This is a genomic window from Pandoraea sp. XY-2 (genome assembly GCF_004193915.1).
Taxonomy (GTDB): Bacteria; Pseudomonadota; Gammaproteobacteria; order Burkholderiales; family Burkholderiaceae; genus Pandoraea; species Pandoraea cepalis.
Genome location: NZ_CP030849.1, coordinates 3,637,112 through 3,652,609, shown reverse-complemented (window position 1 = coordinate 3,652,609; position 15,498 = coordinate 3,637,112). Strand labels below are relative to the sequence as shown.

General features: G+C 64.5%; 14 protein-coding genes and 1 pseudogene. 11 read left to right on the top strand and 4 right to left on the bottom strand.

The window, feature by feature from the left end:
- The first annotated feature begins 98 nt into the window (after window positions 1–98).
- The 3 genes from DRB87_RS16430 (at window position 99) to DRB87_RS16420 (ending at window position 1,912) form a co-directional block, all read left to right on the top strand.
- A complete protein-coding gene (locus DRB87_RS16430) occupies window positions 99–689 on the top strand; it encodes a cytochrome b/b6 domain-containing protein (RefSeq protein WP_130026670.1) in 591 nt (196 codons plus the stop codon).
- A 119-nt stretch (window positions 690–808) separates the two neighbouring features.
- Window positions 809–1,537 (top strand): molybdopterin-dependent oxidoreductase, encoded by a 729-nt coding sequence (locus DRB87_RS16425; protein WP_370364007.1) that lies wholly within the window; start codon window positions 809–811, stop codon window positions 1,535–1,537.
- An 81-nt stretch (window positions 1,538–1,618) separates the two neighbouring features.
- Window positions 1,619–1,912 (top strand): hypothetical protein, encoded by a 294-nt coding sequence (locus tag DRB87_RS16420; protein ID WP_130026669.1) that lies wholly within the window; start codon window positions 1,619–1,621, stop codon window positions 1,910–1,912.
- A gap of 114 nt (window positions 1,913–2,026) precedes the next feature.
- Here DRB87_RS16420 and modC read toward each other — a convergent pair whose 3' ends face one another.
- The 4 genes from modC to DRB87_RS16400 form a co-directional block, all read right to left on the bottom strand.
- Window positions 2,027–3,133: a molybdenum ABC transporter ATP-binding protein gene (gene modC, locus DRB87_RS16415; protein ID WP_130026668.1), complete on the bottom strand. Its 1,107-nt coding sequence runs from the start codon at window positions 3,131–3,133 to the stop codon at window positions 2,027–2,029.
- Window positions 3,123–3,821, bottom strand: a complete 699-nt coding sequence (gene modB / locus DRB87_RS16410; RefSeq protein WP_130026667.1) for a molybdate ABC transporter permease subunit — start codon at window positions 3,819–3,821, stop codon at window positions 3,123–3,125. Before modB ends, modC begins: the two co-directional genes overlap by 11 nt.
- A gap of 19 nt (window positions 3,822–3,840) precedes the next feature.
- Window positions 3,841–4,665, bottom strand: a complete 825-nt coding sequence (gene modA, locus DRB87_RS16405; RefSeq protein WP_240756024.1) for a molybdate ABC transporter substrate-binding protein — start codon at window positions 4,663–4,665, stop codon at window positions 3,841–3,843.
- A 399-nt stretch (window positions 4,666–5,064) separates the two neighbouring features.
- Window positions 5,065–5,727, bottom strand: coding sequence for a TetR family transcriptional regulator (locus DRB87_RS16400; protein WP_026131538.1), 663 nt, complete (start codon window positions 5,725–5,727; stop codon window positions 5,065–5,067).
- A gap of 483 nt (window positions 5,728–6,210) precedes the next feature.
- Between DRB87_RS16400 and DRB87_RS16395 the strand changes: the two genes are divergently transcribed.
- The 8 genes and pseudogenes from DRB87_RS16395 to DRB87_RS16365 all read left to right on the top strand — a co-directional run bounded on the left by DRB87_RS16395 (window position 6,211) and on the right by DRB87_RS16365 (window position 15,481).
- Window positions 6,211–7,485 (top strand): efflux RND transporter periplasmic adaptor subunit, encoded by a 1,275-nt coding sequence (locus DRB87_RS16395; protein WP_130026666.1) that lies wholly within the window; start codon window positions 6,211–6,213, stop codon window positions 7,483–7,485.
- A complete protein-coding gene (locus DRB87_RS16390) occupies window positions 7,443–10,622 on the top strand; it encodes an efflux RND transporter permease subunit (protein ID WP_130026665.1) in 3,180 nt (1,059 codons plus the stop codon). Before DRB87_RS16395 ends, DRB87_RS16390 begins: the two co-directional genes overlap by 43 nt.
- 3 nt (window positions 10,623–10,625) lie before the next feature.
- Window positions 10,626–12,115, top strand: a pseudogene (adeC, locus tag DRB87_RS16385) (AdeC/AdeK/OprM family multidrug efflux complex outer membrane factor).
- A gap of 315 nt (window positions 12,116–12,430) precedes the next feature.
- A complete protein-coding gene (locus tag DRB87_RS16380; protein WP_017231656.1) occupies window positions 12,431–12,688 on the top strand; it encodes an acyl-CoA-binding protein in 258 nt (85 codons plus the stop codon).
- Between the two features lie 349 nt (window positions 12,689–13,037).
- The gene (locus DRB87_RS23110; RefSeq protein ID WP_165385348.1) at window positions 13,038–13,382 is read left to right on the top strand and encodes a hypothetical protein; all 345 of its coding nucleotides are present in this window, start codon (window positions 13,038–13,040) and stop codon (window positions 13,380–13,382) included.
- A complete protein-coding gene (locus DRB87_RS23105; RefSeq protein WP_165385347.1) occupies window positions 13,379–14,332 on the top strand; it encodes a PilW family protein in 954 nt (317 codons plus the stop codon). The genes DRB87_RS23110 and DRB87_RS23105 overlap by 4 nt, the downstream gene beginning before the upstream one ends.
- Entirely contained in the window at window positions 14,311–14,964 is a 654-nt protein-coding gene (locus DRB87_RS16370; RefSeq protein ID WP_130026662.1) for a pilus assembly protein, read from the top strand. Before DRB87_RS23105 ends, DRB87_RS16370 begins: the two co-directional genes overlap by 22 nt.
- A complete protein-coding gene (locus tag DRB87_RS16365; RefSeq protein ID WP_165385346.1) occupies window positions 14,954–15,481 on the top strand; it encodes a GspH/FimT family protein in 528 nt (175 codons plus the stop codon). Before DRB87_RS16370 ends, DRB87_RS16365 begins: the two co-directional genes overlap by 11 nt.
- Window positions 15,482–15,498: the final 17 nt, after the last annotated feature.

Here is a 15,498-nt window from a genome sequence, read left to right as displayed (position 1 = left end):
CCGTCTTGAAGTGACACTGGCTCCATCGACGCAAACCCAGCGATGGAGGTCTCCATGTCACCCTTGACGAAGTCCGTGCCGCCCGCCGCACAGCCCCCGTGCGAACCGGTCCGGTCCAGCCGGGTTGGCTGCGCGTCACCCATTGGCTGAACGCGCTGGCAGTTCTCGCGATGGTCACGAGCGGCTGGCGGATCTACAACGCGTCGCCGATCTTCGGCTTTCGCTTTCCCAACGAACTCACGCTGGGCGGCTGGCTGGGCGGTGCGCTGCGGTGGCATTTTGCCGCGATGTGGCTGCTGGCGGCCAACGGGCTCGTCTATCTGCTCTTCAATGTGTCGAGCGGACGCCTGTCGCGCCGCTTCTTTCCGTTGACGTTGCGCGGTGTGGTGCGCGACGCGTTCGCCGCACTGCGTGGCCGACTCGCCCACGACGATCCCCATCAATACAACCAGGTTCAGCGTATCGCGTATCTGTTCGCGGTGCTCGACCTCGTGCTGCTCGTGGCGTCGGGACTCGCGATCTGGAAGCCTGTGCAGCTTGGCTGGCTCTGCGCGCTGTTCGGCGGATTCCAGGGGGCGCGCTGGGTGCATTTTCTCGCGATGGCGGGCCTGGTGGCATTCGTCGCGATTCATGTCGTGATGGTCGCGCTGGTGCCGCGCACGTTGCGCACGATGATTACCGGACGCTGAGTGCGCCGACGACAAGACACGGTGCTGCCATGACCCTCGATCGAAAGCCCAGCCACCTGCCTGCCGACGCACCGGTCGTCCGCGACGGCGAAGCGATTCTCCATGAGGCGCGTGCGTTGATGACGCGCCGCGTGGCCGAGCCCTCGCGCCGCGCGTTTCTGACGCGTACGCTGTCGCTCGGTGGCGTGGCGCTGCTCTCGGGTTGCTCGCTGGACGACAACGCGGGTGTCTCGTCGGCGCTCGACACGATCTCGCGATGGAACGATCGTGTGCAGGCCGCCTTGTTTCGTCAGAATGTGTTGGCGCCAACGTTCCCGGCGTCGCGCATCACGCGACCGTTCCCATTCAACGCGTTCTATTCGATGGACGAAGCGCCCGTCGTCGAAGAAAGCGATTACCAACTGGAGTTGTCCGGCCTCATCGCGGACAAGGCCCCTTGGCAGCTTGACGCGTTGCGCCGTTTCGCCGCCCCGCGCGCGGCCGAGCAAATCACGCGTCACGTGTGCGTGGAAGGCTGGAGCGCCATTGGCCGCTGGGGAGGGGTGACGTTCGCCGACTTTCTGCGTCGTATCGGCGCGGACACCACGGCACGCTACGTCGGCTTCAAATGCGCCGACGACTACTACACAAGCATCGATATGCCGACGGCGCTGCATCCTCAGACGCTGCTCGCGCTGACTTATGACGGCCAGACGCTACCCAGGGAATACGGATTTCCGATGAAGCTGCGGATTCCCACGAAGCTCGGCTACAAGAATCCCAAGCATATCCGCGCGATTTTCGTGACCAACACGTATCCGGGCGGGTATTGGGAGGACCAGGGCTACAACTGGTTCGGCGGCAGTTGACGCAACCGCTCGACTGCATGATTGACGGGGCACATGCGTGACGCTCCGGCAAGGCTCACTCACTCTTTGAGGACTACGGCAATGAAAATGCGATATCTGGCGGTCATGACAATGGGACTGGCACTCGGCACCGGTGCGGCGTTCGCGCAGGACGCGATGGGCAAGGGCGACGCGATGTCCAAAGGCGGCGCGATGAGCAAGGGCGATGCGATGTCCAAAGGCGGCGCGATGAGCAAAGGCGATGCCATGAGCAAGGACATGGACAAGAGCGGGAAGATGTCCAAGTACGACGCGAAGTCGAAGGGCGGTGCGATGGGCAAATCCGACGCCATGGGCAAGAAGGAAAAAGGCGACGCGATGGGCAAGACCCAGTAAGCAAGCTCAGTTAGCACGACAAGCCGACAAGGCGTCGCCCCGAATGTGCGTGGCGACGCCTTGCGTCGTTTGGGGGTGACGACCGCGCCGCGTCATTGCCAAGCGTTGAGCGTATCAGCGCGTCAGGGCGACCGATTTGATGAGCAGGTAGACCTCGCGGCCCGGCACCAGTTGCAATTGGTCAGCGGAGAACCGAGTGATGCGAGCGCGCACCACGGTCCCGGCCTTGTCGCCGAGTAGCGCGGCGCCGACTTCCACCGAATCGCCCAGATCGCGCAGCGTCGCCACGCGTGCGCTCAGCACGTTCAGCACGCTGATGTCGACAGGTGGCGAAGTGGCGATGGCAACGTCGCGCTCGCGCACGAGAATTCGGCAGGCGTCGCCCGCCTCGCCGCCGGCGCGCGGAACTCGCAGCCGAACCGTGTCGCTGCCGTTCACGGCCAGCTCGGTCAGACCGTATCCGGCATCATGCGCGACGATGCGCGTCTCGAGCACGGTGCCCGGCGACTCCGCGGTGCCGTCGAGCGCATCGCGATGCACATTGAGCACGTCGGCCGGCGCCCCTTGTGAGATCGTGCGGCCATCCTTGAACAACACGACCTGATCGGCCAGTCGCATCACTTCGTCGAGCGAATGGGTGACGTAGAGCACCGGCAGCGCCAACTCGTGGCGGATGCGATTGAGGTAGTCGAGCACTTCGAGGCGCCGCGCGTGGTCGAGCGAAGCGAGCGGCTCATCCATGAGCAGCAGGCGCGGGCACGACAACAGCGCGCGGCCGATCCCCACGCGCTGCTTCTCGCCACCGGAGAGCGCGCCCGGGCGACGGCTCAGCAAGTGTCCCAGGTCAAGCACGTCGACCACATGTGCGAGCGCAATCGCACCGGTACCGGCAGCGGCGACATCGCGGCGTCGCATCCAGCGGCCGAACAGCAGGTTCTGACGTACGGTCAGATGCGGCAACAGGCGTGCGTCCTGAAACACGTAGCCGATGCGGCGGCGCCATGTCGGCAGCGCGACACCTGCGGTGCTGTCGAACAAGATGTCGCTGCCGACGACGATGCGACCGGCGTCGGGCTTGAGCAGGCCGGACACGGCATTGACGACCGTGCTCTTGCCGCTGCCCGACGGCCCGAACAGTGCCGTCACGCCCATGCCCGCGGCGAATTCGGCATCTAGCGAGAAATCGCCGAAGCGATGCTGGAGTCGCACTTCAACCGTCATGACCGAGCGCCTTGCGGTGGCCGAAGCGGATCAGCACCTCGGAGCCGATCAGTGTGGCGACCGCCAACACGACCGAGATAGCGCACAGGCGCCAGACCATGGCGTCGCCGTCGGGCACCTGCGTGGCCGTGTAGATCGCCAGCGGCAGCGTCTGCGTTTGTCCGGGAATGTTCGAGACGAACGTGATCGTTGCGCCGAACTCGCCCAGTGCGCGTGCGAACGCGAGCACGAAGCCGTGCAATGCGCCGGTCGCGGTGAGCGGCAAGGTCACCGTCAGAAAGGTGAGCCAAGGGCCTGCGCCAAGCGTCTGTGCCGCCTGTTCGAGTTTCGTGTCGGCCGCGTCGAGCGCTTGTCGGATGGCGCGCACGAGCAGCGGGAATCCCATCACGCCGGCGGCCAGCGCCGCGCCTGTCCAGCGAAACGCGAAGGTGAAATGAAACCATTCGTGCAGCACCTTGCCGATGGCGCCCTGTGTGCCGAACAGCACGAGCAGCGCGAAGCCGACGACCACCGGCGGCAGCACGAGCGGCAAATGCAGCAGGGCATCGAGCAGCGCTTTGCCGGGGAACTGCCGGCGTGCGAGCAGCCACGCCGCCGCGTAGGCGAGGGGCAGGCTACACAGCGTGCCCCACAGGCCGACGCGCAGGCTCAGTTCAACGATGCCCCATTCTTGCGGGGTGAGATTCATGAAGGATGGGCGGGCGAATTCACGGGCGGGTGAAGCCGAAGCGCTGGAACGTGGCCTGGGCGGCCGGCGTTTGCAGGAATCGGTAGAACGGATCCGCGTCGGCGCGGTTGGCTCGCTTCGTCACCGCCACCGGGTAGACGATCGGGGCATGGCTGTCGGCCGGGAACGTACCGGCGATGCGCACGCGCTTCTCGGCGTTGGCGTCGGTCTTGTAGACGATGCCGTAGGGCGCTTCGCCACGCGCGACCAGCAACAGCGCGTTACGCACGTTGTCGGCGGCCGCGACCTTGCCTTGCACCTTCGACCAGAGACCGAGCTTTTCAAGCGCTGCCTTGCCGTAGAGACCGGCCGGTACGTGCGCTGGGTCGCCCATCGCGAGCTTGCCGCTGCCGAGCTTGGCGTCGAGGTCGGCCGCACCCGGCGTCAGATCGACGTTGCCCGTGGTCGCGGCCGGGGCGATCAGCACGAGCGCGTTGCCGAGCAAGTTGTGACGCGTGCTCGTGTCGATCAGATCGTGTTTCTGCGCGTAGTCCATCCAGTCCTGGTCGGCCGAGATGAATACGTCGGCTGGCGCGCCTTTTTCGATTTGACGAGCCAACGTCGAACTGGCGCCATAGACCAGCACCGGTGTCTTGCCGGTTTCCTTTGTGTAGGCAGCCGAGACATCGTCGAGCGCGTTCTTCATGCTGGCGGCGGCATACACTTGCTGGGCCGCCGCGTGGCCGGCAAACAACAGGCATGCGCCAACGGTGGCGACGCCCAGTGCGCGGTGCAACATGGCGCCGGCTTTGGTCGGCGCGTGGGACTTGCGGCGAGCGATTACGACAGTAACGACAGCTTTCACGAACGTGGTCTCCAGCGTAGGTTGGCTCGGCTGACTCGGTATTCGGCGAATGTCGCCGTGAGCCGGCTCATGAATGCAGTCCGGCGGCGAGGCTGGACCACCGGTTGCGCAAGGTGCGCAACGCGTTATGTAGGATTATATATAACGCTGCGCCGCTGTACAGGTATACGCCGTATCACGGTGCTCAGATGGCACTCGTAGGGCGCGAGGGAGCATCAAGGCGCGTGAGAGACCTTTGGGGCGGGCAAAGGCGCACATAGGCGCGCAAGGGCACATCATATGGCAGCGTAAGGCTGCGCAAGGGCTGTAAGGATGCCTGGAGGCGCGCGAGGGCGCGTAAGGACATGTAAGGGCGCCTAGAGGCGCGTAAGGGTGCGTAAGGGGGTGCGTAAGGGGGCGTCAGGCGGCGCTCGGCGGCGGCTCGCTGCCGGCGCGCAACATCGCGGGGCTCGTGCGCAGCATGTCGAAGAAGCCGTCGACCACGGCATCGCATTCCACGCCGAGGTCGTAGTCGGGCAGGAAGAGCCAGTCCGACATCATGCCGACCACGAGCGCATGCAACATGATCGCTGCGCGGCGCGTGTCGAGCGCCTGGGGGAGTTGACCGCGCTCGATCGCGCGTTCCATATCTCGCATGATGCGCTGCTTGCCGTCGGCGCACGCTTCGCGCTGACGTTCGAGCACCGACAGCATCTCGTTGGTGTATTCGCACTTGTGAAACAGAATGTCGAGCACGCGACGACGGCGCTCATTGCGCGCCGTCTCCCTGAGCACGAGCTTGCAGATCTCGTGCATGCGCGCCATCGGGTCACCGTCCTGGGGCTCGGTGCATTCCTCGTCGATCATGCGTTCCATCGGCAGGCGGATGCGATCCGTCATGGCGTTGAACAGATCGATCTTGTTCTTGAAGTGCCAATAAATGGCGCCGCGGGTCAGGCCTGCGGCCTCGGCGATGTCGGCGAGCGACGTGCGCGATACCCCTTTCTGCGCAAACACCGTCTCGGCGGTGTCTAGCAACAGATTGCGGGTCTCGATCGCTTCCTCTTTGGTTCTGCGGGCCATCGTCGTGTCACAGGGGCGGCGGAAATTTGCGAAATGCAGTGGAATGAAACGTAACGAGCGCCGCACATTGATGCGACGCAATATGATTTACATACATTCATGAATGTATCTATAATAGCAGCCGCTTGCTCTATTGCACAGGGAACATTTAAGCTCCTTCGTCTAAGGGAAACACCTCACTGATCCCAGGGAGCGAATTGACTGGGGCGCGCCGGGCGGTTCAGGGCAGGATTCGCCTGCTCACCTGCCAGGGGCCCAGAGCCTGTTCGACGATCTCACATGAGTGCCAGCGCGCGCGGTTCGCCGCGCCGGGGACGTCTTCTTGGCCGCCTTCCGGGCCTGTCTCCGAGGGCCCGCATTCCGGGCCTCAGGCACTTCCGACCCGCCTCTGCGCGACGGGATTGCGGACGGGCCTTTGTCGCCGCAATCGTACGCAACGTACTTGTCATTTTGTTTGACCGCATTCCATTTATCGGGGCGTATATGCACGTCAAGAGAAGTTCACTGGGGATGGTCACTGCCGTCGCACTCGCGGTGTTGGCCTTGGCAGCATGCGGCAAGAAGCCGCCGCCGCCGCAGGCCATGGTGCCGGAAGTCGGCGTCGTGACGCTGCAATCCCAGAACGTAACGCTGACGACCGACCTGCCCGGACGCACCTCGCCCTTCCGCGTGGCCGACGTTCGCGCGCGTGTCGACGGCATCGTGCTCAAGCGCGATTTCACCGAAGGCGGTGACGTCAAGGCGGGCCAGCGTCTGTACAAGATCGATCCGGCCACGTATCAGGCCGCGTATGAAAACGCCAAGGCAACGCTGGCGAAGGCCGTGGCGAATCAGTCATCGACGAAACTGCTGGCCGATCGCTACAAGCAACTCGTGGCCGTCGAGGCGGTGTCCAAGCAGGACTACGACAACGCCGTCGCCGCATCGCTGCAAGCCGACGCCGAAGTGCAGGCCGGCAAGGCGGCCGTCGACACGGCGAAGATCAACCTCGGCTACACCGACGTGCCGGCGCCGATTTCGGGCCGCACGGGGTTGTCGCAGGTCACGGAAGGTGCCTACGTGCAGGCAGGGGCCGCCACGCTGATGACGACCGTTCAGCAGATCGATCCGATGTATGTGAACGTGACGCAATCGGCGGCGCAAGGGTTGCGCCTGCGTCGTGCGCTGGCCGAGGGCAAGCTGCAAAGCGCGGGCAAGAACGCCGCCAAGGTGGAACTGACCCTGGAAGACGGCACGACGTACCCGCTCGAAGGCAAGCTGCAGTTCTCCGACATTACCGTCGATCAGACGACCGGCTCGGTGACCGTGCGTGCCATCTTCCCGAATCCGAACCGCGAGTTGTTGCCCGGTATGTTCGTGCACGCGAAGCTCCAGGAAGGCGTGAAGGAAGGCGGTCTGCTCGTGCCGCAGCAAGGGGTCACGCGTGATCAGAAGGGACAGCCGACGGCACTGATCGTGAACAAGGAAGGCAAGGTCGAGTTGCGCCAGCTTGTCACCGATCGCGCGATCGGCAACATGTGGCTGGTGAGTGCGGGTCTGGCCGCCGGCGATCAGGTGATCGTGTCGGGTCTTCAAAAGGTGCGCCCGGGCGCGCCGGCGAAGGCGGTTCCGGCGCAGTTGCCGGGGGCTGAGGCGCCTGCGGGTGCCAGCGCACCGGCAGCGGCCGCTGCCGCCCCGCCTCGGGCGCCAAAGCTCAATAACGCGGAGCCTCTTTCATGGCAAAGTTTTTTATCGATCGCCCGATCTTTGCTTGGGTGATCGCGATCGTCATCATGCTGGCCGGTGCGCTTTCGATCCTGAAGCTGCCGGTTTCGCAGTACCCGCCGATCGCCCCGCCGTCCGTTCAGATCACTGCCGTTTATCCGGGCGCTTCCGCACAGACCGTGCAGGATACGGTCACGCAGGTGATCGAGCAGCAGATGAACGGTATCGACAACCTCGAGTACATGTCGTCGACGTCCGACGGCTCGGGTACCGCTCAGATCACGCTGACCTTCGCGCAAGGCACGAATCCGGATATCGCGCAGGTGCAGGTGCAGAACAAGCTGCAGCTCGCCACGCCGCTGCTTCCGCAGCAGGTGCAGCAGCAGGGGATCAAGGTCGCCAAGGCGACCAAGAACTTCCTGTTGGTGATCGGCGCCTATTCCGACGACGGCAAACTGACCGACATCGACCTCGCGAACTATCTGGCCGCCAACGTACAGGATCCGATCAGCCGTGTGAACGGCGTCGGTCAGGTCCAGCTCTTCGGTGCGCAGTACGCCATGCGTGTGTGGGTCGATCCGCAGAAGCTCAACGGCTACAACCTGACGATCCTCGACGTCTCGAGCGCCATCCAGGCGCAGAACGTGCAGGTTTCGGCGGGCGAGCTGGGCGGCGCACCGGCGGTGAAGGGGCAGCAGCTCAACGCCACGGTGATGGCGCAGAGCCGCCTGCAGACGCCGGAGCAGTTCCGCAAGATCCTGCTCAAGGTCAACAAGGACGGCTCGCAAGTGCGTCTGGGCGATGTCGCCCGCGTGGAGCTGGGCGGTGAATCGTACCAGGTGGTCGCTCGCTATAACGGCAAGCCGGCGGCGGGTCTCGCGGTCACGCTGGCCACGGGCGCCAACGCGCTGCAAACGGCCACGGCCGTCAAGCAGAAGGTGGCGGACCTCGCACAGTACTTCCCGACGGGCATGAAAGCCGACTTCCCGTACGACACCACGCCGTTCGTGAAGATCTCGATCGAGGAAGTGATCAAGACCCTCATCGAAGGGATCGTGCTCGTGTTCCTCGTGATGTATCTGTTCCTGCAGAACCTGCGGGCGACGATCATTCCGACGATTGCCGTGCCGGTGGTGTTGCTCGGTACTTTCGGCATCATGGGCGCGGCGGGTTTCTCCATCAACACGCTGTCGATGTTCGGGCTGGTGCTCGCCATCGGTTTGTTGGTGGACGATGCGATCGTGGTGGTGGAGAACGTCGAGCGGGTGATGTCCGAAGAGGGGCTGAGTCCGAAGGAAGCGACGAAAAAGGCCATGAGCCAGATCGTCGGTGCGCTGGTGGGGGTGGCGCTCGTGCTCTCCGCGGTGTTCGTGCCGATGGCATTCTTCGGCGGCTCGACCGGCGCCATCTATCGCCAGTTCTCGCTGACCATCGTGGCGGCCATGGCGCTGTCGGTGCTCGTGGCCATCGTGCTCACGCCGGCGATGTGCGCCACGATTCTCAAGCCTATCAAGAAGGGCGAAGTGCATGAGAAGCGCGGCTTCTTCGGCTGGTTCAACCGCACGTTCGACAACAGTTCGAAAAAGTACCAGAGCCAGGTGGAGCGCATTCTCAAGCGCAGCACGCCGTTCCTGATCGTCTATGTGGTGATCGTGGCCGTCGTGGGCTTCCTGTTCGTGCGCATGCCGACCGCGTTCTTGCCCGACGAAGACCAGGGCTACTTCTTCAACCTCGTGCAATTGCCGCCGGGCGCGACGCAGGAGCGTACGCTCGACGTGATGAAGCAGGTCGAGAAGCACTATCTGGAGAATGAAAAGGACGCCGTGCGTTCGATCTTCACGGTGACGGGCTTCGGCTTCAACGGCCGTGGTCAAAACGTGGGTCTCGCGTTCACGATGATGAAGCCGTGGGATGAGCGTCAGTCGGCCGATCTCAAGGTGCAGTCGGTGATCGCACGGGCGTACCGGGCGTTCGCCGGCATGAAGGACGCAATGGTCTTCGCGATCAACCCGCCGTCGGTGCCGGAGCTCGGTAACGCAGGCGGTATCGACTTCGAGTTACAGGATCGCGCGGGTCTCGGCCACGACGCGCTCATGGCCGCCCGTAACCAGTTGCTGGGCATGGCGGCGAAAAACCCGAACCTTGCGAACATGCGTCCGAACGGACTCGACGATACGCCGCAGTACAAGGTGGACGTCGACGAAGAAAAGGCCGCGGCGCTGGGGCTGTCGATTGCCGACGTGTACAACACGCTCTCGGCGTCGTGGGGCTCGTCGTACGTGAACGACTTTATCGATCGCGGTCGTGTGAAGAAGGTGTACGTGATGGCAGAAGCGAAGGATCGCATGCTGCCGCAGGACATCAACAAGCTTTACGTCCGTAATTCGAGCGGGGCCATGGTGCCGTTCTCGGCCTTTGCCACAGGGCAGTGGATTTACGGCTCGCCGCGTCTGGAGCGCTACAACGGGGTGCCTGCCGTGGAAATTCAGGGCATGCCGGCACCGGGCAAGTCGTCGGGCGACGCCATGAAGGCGATCGAGGAAATTGCGAAGCAACTCCCGACGGGTATCGGTCTGGAGTGGACGGGGCTGTCGTTCGAAGAGCGCATCTCTGGCTCGCAGGCGCCGGCGCTCTACGCCATCTCCATCCTGATCGTGTTCCTGTGTCTGGCGGCGTTGTACGAGAGCTGGTCGATTCCGTTTTCGGTGATTCTGGTGGTGCCGTTGGGGGTGTTGGGGGCACTGCTCGCCGCGACCCTGCGCGGGTTGTCCAACGACGTATACTTCCAGGTGGGTCTGCTGACCACGGTGGGGCTGTCGGCAAAGAACGCGATTCTGATCGTGGAATTCGCCAAGGACCTCCAGGAGCAGGGCCGCACCCTGATGGAAGCGACGATGGAGGCGGTGCGTCTGCGTCTGCGCCCGATTCTGATGACGTCAATGGCGTTCGTGCTCGGCGTGTTGCCGCTGGCGATCTCCAACGGCGCGGGCTCGGCTTCGCAGCATGCGATCGGGACGGGCGTGATCGGCGGTATGCTGGCGGCGACGTTCCTGGCGATCTACTACGTGCCGGTGTTCTTCGTGCTGGTGCGCAAGCGCTTCGCGCATGAAGACCTGGACACCGTGGAGCATCCGGAAGCGCGCAAGCCGAACCCGGACGCCACCGAAGGCCCCGCCAAGGAAGGAAACTGAGCTATGAAGCACAAAGCATTGTCGATGGCCTTGGCGGCCGCGTCCCTGGCAGGCTGTACCCTGGCGCCGCATTATGAGCGGCCCGAGGCGCCGGTCGCCACGACGTTCCCCAGTGGCCCGGCCTACAAGACGCCGGGCGCGGCAAACCAGAACGACACCGCAGGCAGCAATAGCGTGGCGGCGGCCGATTTGGGCTGGCGCGATTTCTTTACCGATCCCCGCCTGCAGAAGTTGATCGAGATCGCGCTGCAGAACAACCGCGATCTGCGCGTCTCGATGCTCAACGTCGAAGCCGCGCGTGCGCAATATCAGATCCAGCGTTCCGCGTTGCTGCCCTCGGTGGGGGTGGCGGGGCAGGGGTCGGTCCAGCGCACGCCGGGAGACCTGACGTCCTCCGGGCGGGCCAGCATCAGCCGCAACTACCAGGTGGGCGTGGGCTTTACGTCGTACGAACTCGATCTGTTCGGTCGTATCCAGAGCCTGAAGGATCAGGCATTGGAGACATATCTGGCCAGCGAGGACACGGCCAAGACGGCCCACATCACGCTGATCTCGGAAGTGGCGACGGCCTACCTCACCTGGTTGGCCGATCAGGATCTGCTCAGACTGACGGCCGACACGCTCAAGAGCCAGGAGTCGTCGTATCAGCTGACCAAGCGTAGCTTCGACGTGGGGACGGCCTCGGGGCTCGATCTGCGTCAGGCGCAAACGCCGGTCGATGCCGCACGGGCGAATCTGGCGCAGTACACGCGTCAGGTCGCGCAGGACGAGAATGCGCTCGCGCTGCTCATCGGTCAGCCGTTACCGGCGGACTTACCGCCGGGGCGTCCGCTCGACGGGCAAGGCCTGCTCACCGATCTCCCCGCCGGGCTGCCGTCCGATTTGCTGCTGCGTCGCCCTGACGTGACGGCGGCCGAGCACACGCTCAAGGGCGCCAACGCGAACATCGGCGCGGCGCGTGCCGCCTTTTTCCCGTCGATCTCGCTCACGGCGAGCGCGGGGACGGCGAGCGCGTCGCTGGGCAATCTGTTCAAGGGCGGGCAGGGCGCATGGTCGTTCGCACCGACCATCACGCTGCCGATTTTCGCGGGCGGGCAGAACCGGGCCAATCTCGATCTGGCCAAGGTGAAAAAGCGCATCGAGATCGCCAACTACGAGAAGGCGATTCAGACGGCGTTCCGCGAAGTGTCCGACGGGCTGGCCGCACGCGGCACGCTCGACGATCAGATCGCCGCGCAGGAGTCACTCGTCAAGGCGAGCGACGAGAGCTACAAGCTCTCGGACCTGCGGTATCGCAATGGCGTGGATAGTTACCTGAACGCGCTCGTCTCGCAACGCTCGCTGTATGCGGCGCAGCAGACACTGATCGCGACGCGCCTGTCGCGCTGGACCAACCTCGTTACGCTGTACAAGGCGCTCGGGGCGGTTGGGAGGAGCACACCGCGCCGGCCAGCGCCGGGGTGGCATCGGCACCGGCGGCACCCGCATCGTGATCGTGTCGCGAGGCAGGTGCGCGGCGTGATCGGCGCAAATGTCTCGCGACGGTGCAAGGTTTGACGATCGAGACGCCCGGCAATACGCCGGGCGTTTTACGTTCAGGCGTCGCGTTTCGCGCTAAACAAGCTCAGTTCCCGAGAGGTTTAGACGCTGGGTTCTACGCTCGCCCCTACCTGGCATACCGCTTCGTCGATATCCTAGTTCGCGTTGTGTTCGCAACACCCCGAGCGTCGACGCTAGCGTTTGCATGACGTTGCCGACGCGACGCGCGGGTCACTTATAAGCTGACTGTTTTTCCAGGGAGAGACACCATGAGCGATCTTCAAACGCGCTTCGACGAGGCCGTAGCCCAATCCAAGGCGCTACCCGAGCGCCCCGACAATTTCACGTTGCTGCGAATCTACGCGCTCTTCAAACAAGGCACGGAAGGCGACGTGTCCGGTGCGCGTCCCGGCATCACGGATTTCGTCGGGCGTGCCAAGTTCGACGCCTGGGAGATGCTCAAGGGTAAGTCGAAAGAAGAGGCGCAGGAAGCGTACGTCGCACTTGTCGATGAGCTGAAGGGATAAGGTTGCCGGGGGCGGCAATGAAGCGATGACGCGATGAAGCGGCGTCGCGTCCCGTCGGAACGACACGCCAACAGACGGCGACTTCGGTCGCCGTTTTTTTATGGGCGTTTGGTTAATGGCGGGCATGCGTTGCGTATGAGAAGTGAGGTGGCGCATGACGGGGCGGGTTTTGCGGCGGTGTCCGATTGGCGTTTCGTCGACCGTGCGCGACGATGGATGCGTCATCAACGAGACGAGGTATCGAACCATGAGACAGGATCGCCGACACCCCATGCGCTTGACCGACCGGCATACGCTTCGCGATGCGTTGACCCATCGCGCCCGAACGCGCTCGCGGCGAGGTCACGGTATGCCGCCGCTCGACGCGGGCCGACGCGGGCGGCGGGGAGCGCAGCCCTGGACACCGCGCGCCTCGGTGGCACCGAGGCAGGCGCTGTTGACGGGGCGGCCGCCGTGCGGTGTGCGGCGCAGGGCGTTGGCACGGGGCGCGACACTGCTCGACGTCATGTTTGCCGTGCTGGCGCTGACGGCCGGTGCGCAGGGCTTTGCACGATGGCAGGCCGCCGGGGGAATGTCGTCTGCCGAACTCGCATCGACGCCGAGCGTGACGATGATGGCCTTGCCAGCCCGGGGGGCGGCAATGTCGCGAACCCCAGCGGCGGGCGATGCGTGGTTCGCTCTCGGTCAACCATGAGCGCGCCGCGCGGCGACTGGGGCGATGGCTGGCGCAAACGTCGCATGACGGGCTTCACGTTGCTCGAGGTGGTACTGGCCATGCCGCTGGGCTTGCTGGTCGTCATGGCGGCGACGGCGATCTATCTCGCGGGCATTCGCTTGTGGCGAGTGCAGGCCGAGCGATACGACGTCAACGAGCGCGCCATCTTTGCACTGACGCAGCTCACGCGTGCCGTTGGTATGGCCGGATATCGGAACTGGGACCCGATGGAAGGCGCGATCCGATTGCCCGGGCAAGCGGTGAGAGACTGGCCGTCGCTGCGTGTCGGTGCCGAGTGTGCGCTCACGGCCGACAACTGCTCACGGTTCGGTTGGCAGGGCAGTGCGCTGCTGGAGGTGCAATTTCACGGGGCGGGCTTTTCGATGGGTAATGGGGCTGTGCACAACTGCGGCGGGTACCGCGTGAAAGCCACGGGACGGCTGGACGAACGTCAACTCAGCATCTTCTATGTGGACAAGGGAGAAGACGCGATTCCGTCACTTTACTGCCGCTACGGCGAGCGTCAGGCGGCGGCGACCGATCTGCGCCGCCCGGAAGTGTTGGTCATGGGGGTGGAGGCCATGTACATCCGATTGGGCTTGCGTGACAGGGGGACTGGGGGCTTGCGTTGGGTCGCGCCGGCTACGCGAATGCGGAACCGACCAGCGCGCCCGCCGGTCGGCGAGCGGGGATGGGAGAACGTGGCAGCGGTCGCGTTTTCGTTGGTGATGCGCGGGGCGCCGCGTCGCGGTGGCAAGCCGCGGGCAGTGAGCGTGATCGAAGTGTTCGACGGGGCGACCGGTGGTCGTGAGTTCAAGCGACTGGGCAACACCGGCGACGTCCATTTGCATGTGTTCAATGCGGTGGCCTATCGTCGCAACGATGGTGGCGTGGGGGAGGAGGCCGAATGGTTGGCGTCTTCATTGTGATGTGGTTGGCGGCCCTGATGGCGCTGGCCGCCTCCGGCATGCAACATCGTCAATTGGCGAACCGTTTCGTCGCGTACACGAATGATCGTGTCGGGGCGTTTGCCGCAGCCGACAAGGCGCTTGCCGAGGCGCGCGACTGGCTTACCGACGGCGCGCAGGCTGCGGAGATCGCGAGCATGTCGGCGTTCGACGCCGGGCCAAATGGGGTGTTGGCGGCGAGCCATCGCGGCGACGTCTGGTATCCAAAACGCGTGCCGCGATGGCGGACAGTCGAGTGGGGTGGCAGTGGAGCGGTCGTCAAACGGCGTAAGGCAAGCTACTTTATCGAGCGAATCGCGTTGTCCGCCTATTGGACCGACAACGCGGCAAAGCGCACCGCGTCGGTGCGACGCTATCGGGTCAGTGCGATGGGGTGTGGCGACTTGCCCGGGACGCGAGTCTACCTGCAGGCGATCTATGAGGTTCGTCGTCGTGAGCAGGACGTTCGTTCCGGTGGGGCCAGCGGATCGGATGCTTCGCGTTCGTCGTATTCGTCGCGCGCATTGAGTTGGCGCGAGGTGGTGACGTGGCACGACGATGCCGTGGGGCAGACCACGCACGGCGCTCAGCGTGAGTCTTGCGATGCATCGTGATCCGCGGGCGATGTCGGGCATCACGCTGCTGGAGTGTGTTGTCGCGGTGGCGGTGCTTGCCGTGGCGCTGCTGGCGGTCGCGCCTTCCATCGAGGCCGTTCGCCGCCGGGTGGGGGTGGATATCACGGCGCGCGCCTTCCTGGCGTCGATGCAGGCTGCGCGAGCGGAAGCCCTGGCGCGCCACCGGCGCGTGGCAATAGCGCCGCACGATGGCGGGGCGCTGAGCGGAGGCTGGGTAACGTTCGTGGACGAAAATCGGAATAATCGCTTCGACGCGGGAGATCAATTGCTGGGGCGACATGCGCCATTACCACCGGGAGTACACATCGAAGCGGACTGGGCGCTGTACTACACGGAAGGGCTGGCATTCGCCGAAAGCGGCTTCATGCGAGCCGATCACGACAAATGGCTCTCGGGTACGGTGCGGATCGAGGGGCATGAGCGGCGCATCTGCATCACGATCAATGCCTATGGCCGCGCCCGCGTGGCACGTCGGTGCCCTGCCGCGCCGCGATGATGCCATGAACGCGCGCC

Excerpts from the sequence above, each read along its gene's own strand:
- DRB87_RS16425 (WP_370364007.1), top strand. The coding sequence starts at position 809 with ATGACGCGCCGCGTGGCCGAGCCCTCGCGCCGCGCGTTTCTGACGCGT.
- DRB87_RS16400 (WP_026131538.1), bottom strand. The coding sequence starts at position 5,727 with ATGGCCCGCAGAACCAAAGAGGAAGCGATCGAGACCCGCAATCTGTTG.
- modC (WP_130026668.1), bottom strand. The coding sequence starts at position 3,133 with ATGACGGTTGAAGTGCGACTCCAGCATCGCTTCGGCGATTTCTCGCTA.
- DRB87_RS23110 (WP_165385348.1), top strand. The coding sequence starts at position 13,038 with ATGCCGCCGCTCGACGCGGGCCGACGCGGGCGGCGGGGAGCGCAGCCC.
- DRB87_RS16380 (WP_017231656.1), top strand. The coding sequence starts at position 12,431 with ATGAGCGATCTTCAAACGCGCTTCGACGAGGCCGTAGCCCAATCCAAG.
- DRB87_RS16365 (WP_165385346.1), top strand. The coding sequence starts at position 14,954 with ATGCATCGTGATCCGCGGGCGATGTCGGGCATCACGCTGCTGGAGTGT.
- DRB87_RS16420 (WP_130026669.1), top strand. The coding sequence starts at position 1,619 with ATGAAAATGCGATATCTGGCGGTCATGACAATGGGACTGGCACTCGGC.
- modB (WP_130026667.1), bottom strand. The coding sequence starts at position 3,821 with ATGAATCTCACCCCGCAAGAATGGGGCATCGTTGAACTGAGCCTGCGC.
- DRB87_RS16390 (WP_130026665.1), top strand. The coding sequence starts at position 7,443 with ATGGCAAAGTTTTTTATCGATCGCCCGATCTTTGCTTGGGTGATCGCG.
- DRB87_RS16370 (WP_130026662.1), top strand. The coding sequence starts at position 14,311 with ATGGTTGGCGTCTTCATTGTGATGTGGTTGGCGGCCCTGATGGCGCTG.
- DRB87_RS23105 (WP_165385347.1), top strand. The coding sequence starts at position 13,379 with ATGAGCGCGCCGCGCGGCGACTGGGGCGATGGCTGGCGCAAACGTCGC.
- DRB87_RS16395 (WP_130026666.1), top strand. The coding sequence starts at position 6,211 with ATGCACGTCAAGAGAAGTTCACTGGGGATGGTCACTGCCGTCGCACTC.